Here is a 14,452-nt window from a genome sequence, read left to right as displayed (position 1 = left end):
AACAAAAGCTTAATTAAAGTGGGTTTCTAAAGCCTTAAAACCAGTTAAAGGCTGGTTTTTTTTAAGATAGTAGGCCTCCTTTTGTTTTCCTTTATCTGATTTTTATGAAAAGAATTTACCCTTGCCTTTTATTTGTACTTGCCCCGCTTTACGGAGCAATGGCCCAACAGGTACAACTTACTTTGAGAGTGAACATGAGCCAGCAGACCGTTTCCCCCAATGGCGTTCACGTGGCGGGGAACTTCCAGGCTCTGGCTGGTGGAGCCTCTGATTGGAACCCTGCTACCCTTGCCCTCACCGACCTCGATAAGGACGGTACCTATGAAACCACTGTTACCCTGCCCACCGGCGGTTTGTTCCATTACAAGTTCATCAATGGCAACAGTTGGGCCGGGGCCGAGATAGTACCTGGCGCCTGTGGATTAAATGACGGAGCCGGAAATTTTAACCGGACCGTTGATGCAACGGCCGCCGTCACCAGAACACCTTCTTACTTCTTTGGTACGTGCGAGACAAATGAAGTCACCGTTCCGCAGACAGATTACAGCACCTATTGGTGGAACGATGCCGTGTTCTATGAAGTGTTCGTGCGCAGTTTCAAAGACAGTAATGGAGATGGCAAAGGTGACTTCAGAGGACTGATGGAAAAGCTGGATTACCTTAATGACGGCAACCCTAACACCAACACCGATTTAGGCGTAACCGCGCTTTGGCTGATGCCCATGATGGAATCGCCCAGTTACCATGGGTATGATGTCACCAATTATTACGCCACCGAACCAGATTATGGAACGATGGCTGAATTTGAGGCTTTTTTGGATGCCGCCCACGCAAGAGGCATCAAGGTCATCATTGACTTCGTGATGAACCACTCTTCTGACCAGCATCCCTGGTTTACTCAATCCAGCAGCAATACTACCAACACCTACCGCAACTGGTACATCTGGTCAGATACCCATCCCGGATTCACGGGACCTGTTGGCCAAAATGTATGGCACCAGAAAAATGGGAAGTACTACTACGGTATTTTTTACAGTGGCATGCCCGACCTGAACTGGAGCAATGCCCAATTGAAAAGCACCATGTGGGATGTGACTCGGTTTTGGCTGAACAAAGGCGTAGACGGGTACCGCATTGATGCCGTGAAGTATCTGGACGAAAACGGAAGCACTGTAGAAAACACTCCCGAAACGCTGGAACTTTTCCATGAATTCCATGATGTGGTGAAAACCGCAAAAGCTGATGCTTTTACCATTGGCGAAGCTTGGTCGAACACGGCGGCGGTTGTTCCTTATGTGCAGAACAACCGCTTGGATGTAGCTTTCGAATTTGATTTAGCTTCTTCTATACTTTCATCGGTGAGAGACAATAATCCTACGGGGTTGCGCAACCAGTTAAGTCTGGTGAACAGAGTGTATCCAAAGCTCCAGTACGGGACCTTCCTTACCAACCATGACCAGAACAGAGTGATGGGCGAGTTAGGAAGCAATCTGGCGCACATGAAGCAAGCTGCGGCCCTTTACCTGACCATGCCGGGTGTTCCGTTTCTGTATTATGGCGAAGAAGTAGGCATGCTGGGCTCCGGGGTAGATGAAGACAAACGCAAACCCATGCAGTGGACGCAGGGGGCTAATGCCGGGTTCACTACCGGTTCTCCCTGGCGGGCGGTAAATTCCAACTTTGCCCAATTCAACGTGCAAACCATGGAAAGCGATCCTGCCTCTCTGCTGAACCATTACAAAAAGCTGATCCGCATACGGCAGGCACAGCCGTCCCTCAGAAAAGGCTATCACCAAGATGTGACTTCCGCAAACTCCTCGGTGCTGAGTTATGCACGGGTATTTGAGAGAGAAGCGGTGGTAGTGGTTTCCAACTTTGGTAGTGCTGCTGTTTCAAGCCCGGTTCTTTCCATGGCGGTTTCTTCATTGCCGGCGGGCAGCTACTCGGTGCAGGACCTGTATTCAAACCAGAACATGGGCACGGTAACCATCAACGGTCAGGGTGCTTTTAGCAACTGGTCAGTTTCAGGTGGTTCTCTCAACCAGGACCAAACCTGGATTTTGCGCCTTTCCCAAACCACCACCGGAATTGCTGATGAGAAAGATAGTTTGCCAGTGCAACTGTACCCTAACCCAACCTCGGGAAAAGTAAGCCTTTCCTTAGACATGAAGGCCAGCGCACGAGGTACCATCACCGTGTATGATGCAGCCGGCCGATTGTTTAAGTTAGAACAGATGAACGGCAGCACGCATACTTTTGATACGCAGGCTTGGACCAACGGCATCTACTTTCTGAAAGTGAAATCAGGTGGGCTGGAAACCATGAAGCGTTTGGTGGTAACCCACTAAAAATTTTCCCCTCGGGAGCGTGGAAGTGTCTCCTGAGGGAAAATGCTCCTTTGAATTATTCTTCCGCAGCACCTAAGGTGCTTCCATTATTTCTTCAAATCAAAACCCCTAACCCCGAATGAAAAAACCAACCCTTTCCAAATTGTTCCTCGGTGCTTCCCTCTTTTTCTCGGCGTTCACGCCAATGCAGGAGGTTCAAGCGCAGCAAAGCAAGGCAAGTCAATGGCCCCGCGGCATCACCTATGAAATCTTCGTGCAATCTTTCGCTGATTCAAACGGGGACGGCATTGGTGACATTAAGGGCATGATCTCCAAACTGGACTACCTCAAAAACCTGGGGGTAGAAGCGGTTTGGCTGATGCCCATGAATCCATCGCCATCTTACCACAAATACGATGTGACGGACTACTACGGCATTCACCCAGATTACGGGACCATGGCCGATTTCAAGGAGTTCATCAACCAGGCCCATAAACGGAACATCAAAGTGGTAATGGACATGGTGTTGAACCATTCCTCCAACAAACATCCCTGGTTTATTGATGCCGCAAAAAACGAGAACAGCCCGTACCGCGACTACTTCGTCTGGACGCATAAAAACGATCCACAAACCCAAAAAGAGGGAAAAACCACCGGAGCCGACTCCTTCAACACCCAGCACTGGCATAAAGTAGACGGTAGTGATTACCTTTATTACGGCTACTTCTATTCAGGCATGCCTGATCTGAACTTCGATAGCCCCAAGTTGCGGGAAGAGGTTTTCAAAATCGGGCGGTTCTGGTTCACCGAAGTGGGGGTAGATGGTTTCCGTTTGGATGCTGCCCGCCATATCTTCCCCGATGAGCGTCCGCAGGATAACCATAACTGGTGGGTGTATTTCCGGAACGAGATGCTGAAGGCGAACAAAGACGTGTATTTGGTAGGAGAGGTATGGGCTCCGTCTGACATTGTGGCGCCTTACCTGAAAGGGTTACCCGCTTTATTCAACTTCGAGATGAGCTGGGACATTGCCAAGGCTTTGAACCAGGGAAGAGGTGATTCTCTGGCCATCAAACACGCGCAGATCACCAACTTCTATAAATCAGTAAACCCCGATTTCGTTGACGCTACTATCCTGAGCAACCATGACCAGAACCGGATCATGAGCACCTTGAACAACGATGTAAACAAAGCCAAAATGGCTGCTTCCCTGCTGTTGACTTTGCCCGGGTCTCCTTACCTGTACTACGGCGAGGAAATTGGCATGACCGGAAAGAAACCAGATGAGCAAATCAGAGAGCCGTTCCTTTGGGATGTCCAGGCGAAAGACAAAAGCCGCACGACCTGGATGAAACCGGTGAACACCACAGAGGCCACGGTAGCTCCGGCCGCTATGCAGATGAAAGACAAAAACTCCATCTACAACCATTACAAGACGTTCATCAACCTGAGGAACAACAGCAAAGCCCTTACCTACGGAGACGTGGTGCCGCAACAATTGGGTAATCCAGGCCTTAGCGCCTTCACCAGAACTCAGGAAAGCGAGTCAGTGCTGGTGTTGCACAACATCACCCAAAACGAGATCAGTGTTGATTTGCCAGAAAACCTGCAGGCCTATGGCAAGGTACATTTCCAAAGCAAAAAAGCAAAAGTGGGCAAAAACCAGGTAGTGGTTCCTGCTTACAGCAGCCTGATCCTGAAAAAGTAATCTGGCCTGGAGAGAAGGAGGAACCTATATAGATACTTACTTCTCTCCTAAAGCTCTCAACGCTTTGAAGCCCTTTTGCTAAGAATTGCCTTAAAACAGAAGAGCCCGGGAGATTGTCCCGGGCTCTTCTGTTTTAAGGCAATTCTGGTTCATTAGCCAGCATTCTCATCCACGTCACGCACCATCAGAGTCATAAAACCAGCCAGGATCATGGAGCAGCCGCCCACCACTAGCACATAGATAGATTCACCCCCAAAAATGTTCTTGTTGATGAAATCCAGCATAGACCCTGCAAAAATCTGCGGAATCACAATGAAGAAGTTGAATACGCCCATGTAATAGCCCATCTGTTTAGCAGGCAGGGAGCCAGCCAGAATCGCGTACGGCATGGTAAGGATACTTGCCCAGGCAATGCCTACGCCCACCATAGACACCAGGAGCAGGGTTGGGTTAGAGATAAAGAAAATAGAAATCAGCCCTAAACCACCCATGATGAGGCAGATCAGGTGCGTCACCCTACGGTTAGTTTTCTTGGCGATGACCGGCAACACAAATGCAAAAACCGCTGAGATACCGTTGTACACGGCAAAGCAGATGCCTACCCAGTCAGCGCCCTCGTTGTACAGTTTGGAGGTGGTATCTGAAGCTCCGTATACATGGCTGGTCACCGCAGGGGTGGTGAAAATCCACATCGCGAAGAGGGCAAACCAGGTGAAGAACTGCACCAAGGCCAACTGAAGCATGGTCTTGGGCATTTTGAAAATCCCCATAAAGGTTTCAGAAACGCCCTGCCAGAAAGTAGTCTGATTGTTTTCGCGCTTGAACTCCTCCAGGTCTTCGGGTGGATATTCCTTTGTCTTGATCACAGTCCAGAGAACGGCTAGAAAGAAAACCACCCCTCCACTGTAGAAAGCCCATTTAACAGAGGGTGGAATCTCACCTGCCGGAGCGGTGTTGGGCAACCCGATCCAGTTGTTGAAAATCCAGGGCAGGGAAGAGGCCACCACGGCACCAACACCAATGAAAAAAGTCTGCGCCGCAAAACCTGAGGTACGCTGATCTGAGGGAAGTAGATCTCCCACCAAAGCCCGGAACGGTTCCATGGAAATGTTGATGGAGGTATCCAGGATCCAGAGCATGCCGACGGCCATCCAAAGCACGGAGGCATTGGGCATGATAAGGAGGGAAAGCGAGGCTAGCAAAGCCCCTACCATGAAAAAGGGTTTCCGACGCCCCCAGACGGGGCTCCAGGTGCGGTCACTCAGGTACCCGATGATGGGCTGCACCAATAAACCGGTGACAGGAGCCGCAAGCCAGTAAAGGGCGATCTCAGTTCCTCCCAGCGTTTCGAATATCCGGCTCACGTTGGCGTTCTGCAACGCGAACCCAAATTGTATTCCCATAAACCCGAAACTCATGTTCCAGATTTGCCAAAAACTTAGGCGGGGTTTGGCTTGCGCCTGTACTACTTGTGCCATGGGCAATGGGTTAGATATGAATGTTTGTTTGTGTAGTAGGTTCTGTTTTTAGCTTAATTTCAGGAAAACAGGCTAAAAGGTTAATACCTAAATTAAACCAATTACACCTCAAGTTTTGAACCCGATAAGTGTTTTATTTCTTCTGTAACAGGAAAATATGCGCACTCAAAGGAGCCAGGGTGATACTGGTTTTCACCGATGGCTGTAAAAACAGGGGCGGCGTATCTGCCAACAAATCCTGCAAAATAAACGAGCCTTTGTCTTCCACTCCCATGGCAGCCAGTGCGGCAGAAGGCAGAGTTAAGGAATAATCGGCACCTTGGCGGTTGAAGTTTACCAGGACTAAAACCTGCTCCTCTGCTGTGTGACGAAGATAGGCATATACCCCGGCCGGGGCAGTTCCTTCCTGGGCCGTAAGTGCGTAGAACTTTCCTTTTTTAAGTGCTTCGCGGCTGGTACTCAGGTTCAGGAGTTTGCCGTAGTAGTCGCGTAAGTTTTTCTGGTCCTCGGTGAGTTTGGCTCCGTCAAATTTGCCCCCGTTCATCCAGGCCTGGTGCGTGGGAACGCCCCAGTAGTCGAAGATGGTGGTGCGGCCGTCTTCGCCCTGGAATCCTTCGTGACCTTTGCCGGGTTCCCCAACTTCCTGCCCAAAATACACCATTACCGGACCGCTTCCTAAAGTGGCGCTTACGGTCATGGCCGGAACCGCCGCCCACGGTGTACCTGCAAACTGGGGAGAGGCAATGCGTTGCTCATCATGGTTTTCCAGGAACCGCAACATGTGGTTGGAGATTCCCTGGCTTTCTTCGCGCCAAACTTTGGTGATCTCAGCGGTGTTGCCCTGGCCTTTGTTTTCCATCAGGCGGCGCAACGCGTCATACAGCCCTACTTTGTCATAGAGGTAGTCAAAGCCTCCGGTTTTGATGTAGTTGCGGTATTCTTTGGGGTTGTAGATCTCGGCAATGAACGTAATACCGGGGTGTTTTGCCTTCACCTGCGGAATAACCCAAGCCCAAAACTCTACCGGCACCATCTCGGCCATGTCACAGCGGAAACCGTCTACACTTTTGCCTGCCCAGAACAGTAGGACGTCGCGCATCTTGTTCCAGGTGTCAGGCGTGGGGGTGAAGTGCTTGGTTCGGTTGTTCTGGTAGTCTACACCGTAATTTAGTTTCACGGTTTCAAACCAGTCATCTATACTGGGGGAGGCGCTGAATACATCGTTGCCCGTAGCCTTGGCCGGAGTCTCCTTGAACTTGCCGTCTTCCTGCGGACCGCGGTTAGCACCACTTAAAGGATTGTAGGTAGCGGGCACCTGAAGGGTCTGCCCCGGAATGTAATAGAAGTTGTTGTTCGGCTTGAAGGAGACAGATTTATCGTCTTGGCTCCCAAAGTCTTCTACCCCGGCAGGTTTCGCGTCTGATACATAGAAACGGGCCACGTGGTTGGGTACAAAGTCTATCAGCACCTTCAGACCGTTGGCATGCGTGCGCTGCACCAAAGCCTCAAACTCCGACATCCGCTTGCGCACATCGGTGGCTAGGTCTGGGTTCACGTCATAGTAATCCTTGATGGCATACGGTGAGCCGGCGCGTCCTTTCACCACATCGGCATCGTCTAAGGCTACGCCGAATTTGGTGTAGTCCGTCAGGACAGCATGCTCAATCACGCCGGTGTACCACACGTGCGTGGCTCCCAGTTTTTTGATCTCCAGCAGAGCGGTGGCCGAAATGTCGTTAAACTTGCCCACGCCGTTTTCCTGCACCGTGCCATAGGTTTTGTTGGTGGCTTTCCGGTTTCCGAACAGGCGTGTCATCATCTGGTAAATGACCAGTTTATTGTCCTGTACTTCTTCCGGGGTTGTATTAGGGTCAGGGGTAGAGGTAGTCATGGTAGGAACCGATGCTTTTGTACCCGAAGTACTGGTGGAAGTAGGGGCGGAGGAGGTACAAGCTCCCGCCAAAGCCGCCAACAGCACGCAGGAAAGTAAAAGGCGTTTGTCTTTAGTTTGTATCATGTAGCTCGAGTTGATCACAATGGCAGCTTAGAATTTGTTTCCGTTTGGGGCTTGTTTTCGGAAAACAGGCCCCAAACGAAAGTTATTAAGGGTGAAAGTTGACCTAGGCAAGTTGATGCGCAAACTCGCCTTTGGCGTTCGCCTCAATGGTTTGCGGTTGATCAAACACATTCAGGGTTATTTCCTTGGAACCCTGGTTCTCAATGGTCACACTTTCCTTGGTTACCTTGATGTTGAGCAGGTGTCCTCTGAACCGTATTTTAAAGGAATAAGAAGTCCAGCTGGAGGGGATGAACGGGTTGAAATGCAGTTGGTTATCACGCACGCGCATTCCCCCGAAGCCCTGTACCACGCTCATCCAGGTACCAGCCATACTGGTGATATGGCAGCCATCCTCGGTGTCGTTGTTGTAGTCATCCAGATCAAGACGGGCGGTGCGCAGGTAGAACTCATAGGCACGTTCCTCGTCGCCTAATTTGGCGGCCAGAATGGCGTGCACGCACGGAGAAAGAGAAGACTCATGTACGGTGCGCGGCTCGTAGAAATCAAAGTTCCGGCGGATGGTCTCAATATCGTACCGGTCCTCAAACAGGTAAATGCCTTGGAGCACATCGGCTTGTTTGATGAACACCGAACGCAGGATTCTATCCCAAGACCATTTCTGGTTCAAGGGGCGGTCAGCCGGATCAAGGTCTTTCACCAGGGTCTGTTCTTTGTCAAGGAAGCCGTCTTGCTGTAGGAAGATCCCCAAGTCTTTGTCCTGGGCATAGTACATGTTGTCAATGACATGCTGCCACTTCCTGGTTTCCCTAGCTTCGTCCAGATTAAGTTTTTTCACCAGTTCCTGGTAACGCGCAGGATCTGTCTCCTGAACGTGCTGCAACGCTTTGAGCGTGTATTCCAGGGTCCAGGTAGCGATGGTGCTGGTGTACCAATTGTTGTTGACGTTGTTCTCGTACTCGTTGGGGCCGGTAACGCCCAGCATCACGTACTGGTTCTTAGCCGCTGACCAGTTCACGCGCTGTGCCCAGAAGCGGGAAATTCCTACCAGCACTTCCAACCCATATTCGGCCAGGTAGCTGTCGTCACCGGTATAGCGGATGTAGTCATGGATGGCGTGGGCAATAGCTCCGTTCCGGTGGATTTCCTCAAAGGTGATTTCCCATTCGTTGTGGCACTCCTCGCCATTCATGGTCACCATGGGGTATAGGGCCGCGCCTCCGGTAAAACCTAGTTTCTGGGCATTTTCAATGGCTTTCTCCAGATGCTTGTACCGATACACCAAGAGGTTGCGTGCAATCTGCGGATCGGCGGTGGCCAGGTAGAAGGGCAGGCAGTAAGCCTCGGTATCCCAATAAGTAGTTCCGCCGTATTTCTCGCCGGTAAAACCTTTCGGGCCGATGTTCAGGCGCTCGTCTTCGCCGGTGTAAGTTTGGTTTAGTTGGAAAATGTTGAACCGGATACCCTGCTGGGCCGTGGCATCTCCTTCGATCACGATGTCGCTCTCTTCCCATTTTGCGGCCCAAGCAGCGGCCTGTTCCTGCAGCATTATCTCAAAGCCTTTTCCTACCGCCGCAGCAAGGACCTTTTTGGTGTTTTCCAGCAGGTCTTCTTTGGGGTGGTTCTCAGAAGAAAGGTTCGCCGCGAATTTATAAAGAACGATTTCCCTGTTTTCTGAAACGGGTAGCTCAAAGGTAGAAGCCACGTATTTGGAACGCTCAATTGGAGAAGCCTGCACGGCTACTTCCTGACCGTTCTGCGTCACGAAGAACTTCTGGCCGGTGCACACGTGGAAGAAGGTTTTCTTGGTCTCGGCAATCAGATACCCTTCCGAAGGTTGGGCTTCCTGCAGTACCTCGTTCCAGAACTTCTCATCGTAGTTAGAATCGGCGTTTTTAATGTCGGCGTCTACGTACGGTGTGAGGGTAAGCGTTCCGCTGAAGTTTAGCGGAGTGAAGCTGTAGCGGATGGCCCCAACTTCATCGTCCACGATGCTGGTGAACCGCTTGGCGTGTATGCTTACCTGTTTGCCGCTGGGCATTTGAGCCGTGAAAGAACGTTCCAGCCAACCCTCGCGCATGTTCAGTTCGCGACGGAATTCCAGAACCTGGCACTGGTTTAAATCAAGAGTCTCACCGTCTACCTGCACGTCAATCCCGATCCAGTTGGCGGCGTTCAGTACCTTGGCGAAGTACTCAGGGTAGCCATTTTTCCACCAGCCCACGCGGGTTTTGTCTGGGTAGTACACACCGGCCACGTAGTTTCCCTGCAGGGTTTCGCCGGTGAACGCCTCCTCGAAGTTAGCGCGCTGGCCCATGCGCCCGTTCCCCAAACTGAAGACACTTTCTGAAATCTGGTTATACTCTGGATGGAAACCCTCTTCAATGATGGACCATTCATCAACGGTTAGATATTGTTTCATAATAGTTTGTATCAAGTATCAAGACACACGTATCTAGACTTATTTATTTCTATCGTTCTGTTGCTACTGCTTTGTTTAGAGGCCGATTTCTGGAAACCACCCTCCAAACAGAATTACTTCTATTACTTCTTCGTCCCCCTCTAAAGGGGAGAGAGGGATGATTCTCAAGCCGATTATGGCGTTCTAGAAAATCTTCTTGTAATGCCTTTGGCTGTTGCTTTTTAGTTCTTTTAACGGCTTAGTTATCCCCCAACTCCCTTCGAAGGGTGACAAAAATTCCTTCTGATTTCAATAATGTTTTAAGGCCGATTTCTGGATAACAGCCTTAAAACAAACTAGGCTTTTTGCTCCAGGGAATGTAGACGTTCAACGGTTATCTCTGTCATGTCTTTCACCACAATATCTGCCTGGGTGAGCACTTCTGGCTGGCCTACGCCAACGCACAGCATGCCTCCGTTTTTGGCGGCTTCTACCCCGGCAACAGCATCTTCAAACACCACACATTCGGTAGGGAGGACGCCTAAGGCTTCGGCTCCTTTCAGGAACACTTCAGGATCTGGTTTTCCGTTGATGACGTGGCGGCCGTCTATGATGGCATCAAAGTAGGGGAGAAGGTTGGTGCGTTCCAGAATGAGCTGAGCGTTTTTACTGGCCGACCCTAGGGCTATTTTGATACCTTCGGCTTTCAAAGCTTGCAGGAAATCTTCCACGCCAGGCAGAATTTCGGCTGGGGTCATTTTAGCAACATCCTGCAGATACTCGGTGTTTTTCAGTTCGCAGAGGGCCAGCATTTTCTCCTGTTCCATAGTTTGATTGCCAATCTCCAGAATGATCTCCAGAGAGCGCACCCGACTCACACCTTTAAGGCGTTCGTTGTCGTGCTCGGAGAAATCTATGCCCAGGGTTTGGGCCAGTTGGCGCCAGGCTTTAAAGTGGTACACGGCCGTGTCTACCAGTACTCCGTCTAAATCAAAAAGGCAAGCTTTGATGGTGCTCATACGTGTCTTTCGTTTTTATGCTGTTTTGGGGGAATCAGGTTAAAAATAGGTTACTTCTGTAGCTCTAACACCAGGGCGGTCTTAGCCGGAATACTGATGCTGGTTAAGTTATTTAGGGTTGTGCCGGTTAGAACATTCTGGGCTTTGGAGAACCCGGTGAGGCGTTCTGCGTACCGTTCGGTTTTCATAGTTGCTTCTTTGTCAGTGCTGTTGGTTGCTACCATGACGGTTTTACTTTCATCATAGCGGAAGTACACATAGAGGCCTTCCTGGGGCACAAACTGCATGAATTTACCGGAGTGCAGAGCGGGAGTGTTCTTGCGGTAATTAGCCAGTTTCTTTACGAAGTTGAAGGCATCATTCTCTCGCTCGTTCCGGCCCGCTGACGTGAATTTGTTTTCTTTGTCACCAGCAAAACCGCCGGGGAAATCTCTCCTTACCTCAGCATCTGAAGGGTCTTTGAAGTTCTTCATCAGGATTTCGGTGCCGTAGTAGAGCGAGGGAATGCCGCGCGTGGTGAGCAGCCAGGTCAGGCCCATCTTGTACTTGTCCAGGTCTTCGCCGATGACAGAGAAATACCGGTTCATGTCATGATTGTCCAGGAAGGTGACCAGCTTCATGGGATCCTGGTAAACGGCATCCAAAGCCAGAACCTGGTGCACTTTGCTCACGCCTTCGTCCCAACCGAATTTCTGGTTCAAGGCATCGTTCATGGCGTTGAATAACACAAAGTCAAGGGTGCCGGGTTGGTTGCTTTTGAAGGGGAAGCTGATGTTGTTGCGCGTGAACCGGGCCTGCGCCACCACGTTGTTCACCCAGGATTCCCCGAAAATGTGAATGGAAGGGTACTCGTCCAACAGAGCCTGGTTGCAGTCGTTCATGAACTGGTCATCGTTGTACATGTAGGTATCGATGCGCCAGGCATCCACCCCGAAGTGCTCTACCGTCCAGAGGGCGTGCTGAATAAGGTAGTTTGCCACCAGCGGGTTGTTCTGGTTCAGGTCGGGCATGAAGGGGGTGAACCAGCCGTTCATCATCACCGTCCAGTCTGCCTTGGAGCCGTTGGGGTCAATGATGGGCTGGAACTTGTGCGAGGTGTTGGTATAGGTGGGGAACTGGTGTACCCAGTCTTTGGAAGGCTGATCTTTGATAAACCAATGGTTAATGCCCACATGGTTGTACACCGCGTCCTGCACCACTTTCATGCCTTTGGCGTGCGCAGCCTGGATCAGTTTCTTGTAGGCCTCGTTTCCGCCTAGGCGCTTGTCAACGGCATAATGGTCAGTGAAGGCGTAGCCATGGTAGGCGCTCCGCATCTGGCCGCCTTCATCGGTGAGGGGCTGGTTGTTTTCAATGATGGGGTTGAGCCAAAGCGCGGTCACGCCCAGTTCCTCAAAGTAATTCAGGTGATTCTGAATTCCCTGTATGTCTCCGCCGTGGCGCAAAAACGGATTGTTCCGGTCAGCGGAAGGGTCGGCCATGTCCTTGAACTTGTCGTTTTTGGGGTCACCGTTGGAAAAGCGGTCGGGTAGCACCAGGTACACGAAATCGGCGGAGGTGATTCCCTGGGCTTTGGCTTCCTGGGTGCGGGCCTTCAGTTCGTACTTGCGGGTAAGTTTTTGGTTTCCGTTTCGGCCCGTGATGGTGAAAGAACCGGGTTTCGTGTCAGGGGCGATGGTCAGATCCAGAAAGGCATAGTTGGGGTTTTCTACCTTTTGGGTTTTCACCAGTTGTACCCCAGGGTATTCTATGGAATAGGAGTAGGTGCCTGCATTAGGGCCGTACACCAACAGCTGTAGGTTTTGGTTTTTCATGCCCACCCACCAGAATGTTGGATCAATGCGGGTGATCGCTGCTTTTTTCTGGGCGTGGGTGGTAAGTGAAAGCAATAAAATGCCTATCAAAGCAAGTCCATTGGCAAAGGCAAGGGAAATGGCTTGGTGCTTCATGTTTGGTCTTTTCAGGTTCTAAGTTTGCCTTGGTTGGCAAGTCTAGCGTTTTGTTATTTGTTAAATAGGAAGGCCTTTCCTGCCAGGTTCCTTCTGATTTCTGAATTCAGGCCGTTTTCAAGAAATCGGCCCGAAAACGATTTACTTAAACTCTCCGTCCGCTTGTTTTACCTGCATTTTCTGGTAAAAAGATTTCAGTTTAAGCCTTATTTTGGGAGAGTAATCCTCCTGAGTCAGAAAGAAGCCTTAAATCAGGCCTTTTCTGCTCTTGTTTTCCCTGCTTCGGCCTGCATTTTGTTCAATTTATTTTGCAATATTGTTAATATTGTAAAATCATGAAGGTAAATCTACGCTTTTTTAATTAAGAAATCGATTTCTTAGATTTATAAATGCCAAATTATGAAAAGAACTAAAGGGGCACTATTCCTCTTTTTGCTGTTAGTGCTATGTGCTTTACACGTTGAGGCTCAGGTTACTATTGAAATCCGGAAGGTGCCCGCAAAGACGCCACCCTCTGATACGCTGTACCTGGCCGGGAACGTGAACAACTGGAAGACCCGGTCCGCTTCCTTTGCCTTCCGGAAGGCTGCCAACAACCGGTACTATCTCACGCTTCCCCCGAGGGAAGGAGAACTGGAGTATAAGGTTACCCGCGGAAGCTGGGAAACCGGAGAAACGTTGGCCAACGGGGCCGGTAGGGGGAATAGGTTTTACCAAGTCAAACCGGGGAAAGACACCGTGCGTATAGAAGTAGAAAACTGGCAAGATAATTTTCCTACCGCTACGAAAACCCACACCGCTACCCCAAACGTCAAGATTTTGAGTAATGAGTTCTGGATGCCTCAGCTCAAAAGGTCGCGCCGTATCTGGCTTTACCTGCCGCCCAACTATGCCTCTTCAGACAAGAAATATCCCGTGTTGTACATGCACGATGGCCAAAACCTGTTCGATGCCTTTTATGGTTTCAGCGGAGAATGGGGTGTAGATGAATCCCTGAACCAGATGTTCCAGTCCGAGGGGCAGGAGGTGATTGTGGTAGGCGTTGACAACGGTGGCGAAGAACGCATGAACGAGTACTCGCCATGGAAGAATGCAAAACACGGCGGCGGACAAGGAGATGCCTACGTTGATTTCCTGGTACAGACCCTGAAGCCGTACATCGATAAACATTACCGGACGTTAACCGGGCCTGAGCACACGGGAGTAGCCGGCAGCTCCATGGGTGGTTTGATTTCAATGTATGCGGCCCTTAAATATCCGCAGGTGTATGGCAAGGCCGGCGTATTTTCCCCAGCTTTCTGGGTGGCTCCGCAGGTGTATGACTATGCCGCCAAAACCAAGCCTTCAAAAGATCTGAAATTGTGCCTGGTTGCCGGGGCCAAGGAAGGGAAGGAGATGGTGCCAGACATGGCCCGTATGCGGGACCTTTTGGTAAAACAGGGCTTAAAGCCGTCTTCCTTGAAATATCAGGTTCACGCAGATGGCGAGCACAAAGAGTCGTTCTGGCAAAGGGAGTTCCCAGATGTTTTCCGGTGGTTATTTTCTAACTAGAA

Annotated in this window: 8 protein-coding genes; 3 read left to right on the top strand and 5 right to left on the bottom strand. The window is 50.5% G+C overall.

Annotated elements, in window-relative coordinates; all coding sequences use genetic code 11:
* Window positions 1-104 precede the first annotated feature (104 nt).
* Window positions 105-2,348, top strand: coding sequence for an alpha-amylase family glycosyl hydrolase (locus EFB08_RS05845; protein ID WP_123126012.1), 2,244 nt, complete (start codon window positions 105-107; stop codon window positions 2,346-2,348).
* A 118-nt stretch (window positions 2,349-2,466) separates the two neighbouring features.
* On the top strand, window positions 2,467-4,035 hold the full coding sequence (locus tag EFB08_RS05840; protein ID WP_123126011.1) for an alpha-amylase family glycosyl hydrolase: 1,569 nt from the start codon (window positions 2,467-2,469) through the stop codon (window positions 4,033-4,035).
* 152 nt (window positions 4,036-4,187) lie between these two features.
* Here the strand turns inward: EFB08_RS05840 and EFB08_RS05835 are convergent, their stop codons facing one another.
* The 5 genes from EFB08_RS05835 to EFB08_RS05815 form a co-directional block, all read right to left on the bottom strand.
* Complete coding sequence (locus EFB08_RS05835) at window positions 4,188-5,513, bottom strand: MFS transporter (protein ID WP_227006234.1); 1,326 nt, start codon at window positions 5,511-5,513, stop codon at window positions 4,188-4,190.
* Window positions 5,514-5,646: 133 nt separating this feature from the next.
* Entirely contained in the window at window positions 5,647-7,404 is a 1,758-nt protein-coding gene (locus EFB08_RS05830; RefSeq protein ID WP_123126010.1) for an alpha-amylase family protein, read from the bottom strand.
* A 229-nt stretch (window positions 7,405-7,633) separates the two neighbouring features.
* Window positions 7,634-9,952, bottom strand: coding sequence for a glycoside hydrolase family 65 protein (locus EFB08_RS05825; protein WP_123126009.1), 2,319 nt, complete (start codon window positions 9,950-9,952; stop codon window positions 7,634-7,636).
* A gap of 335 nt (window positions 9,953-10,287) precedes the next feature.
* Entirely contained in the window at window positions 10,288-10,950 is a 663-nt protein-coding gene (gene pgmB, locus EFB08_RS05820) for a beta-phosphoglucomutase (RefSeq protein ID WP_123126008.1), read from the bottom strand.
* 50 nt (window positions 10,951-11,000) lie between these two features.
* The gene (locus tag EFB08_RS05815; RefSeq protein ID WP_123126007.1) at window positions 11,001-12,899 is read right to left on the bottom strand and encodes a glycoside hydrolase family 13 protein; all 1,899 of its coding nucleotides are present in this window, start codon (window positions 12,897-12,899) and stop codon (window positions 11,001-11,003) included.
* Between the two features lie 399 nt (window positions 12,900-13,298).
* On the opposite strand from EFB08_RS05815, the gene EFB08_RS05810 reads away from it, so the two are divergent.
* Complete coding sequence (locus EFB08_RS05810) at window positions 13,299-14,450, top strand: alpha/beta hydrolase-fold protein (RefSeq protein WP_123126006.1); 1,152 nt, start codon at window positions 13,299-13,301, stop codon at window positions 14,448-14,450.
* Window positions 14,451-14,452 lie beyond the last annotated feature (2 nt).

The organism is Rufibacter latericius (assembly GCF_003721515.1).
GTDB classification, from domain to species: Bacteria; Bacteroidota; Bacteroidia; order Cytophagales; family Hymenobacteraceae; genus Nibribacter; species Nibribacter latericius.
The sequence above is the reverse complement of the archived record's forward strand: the minus strand, read 5'-3'. Positions and strand labels throughout refer to the sequence as shown.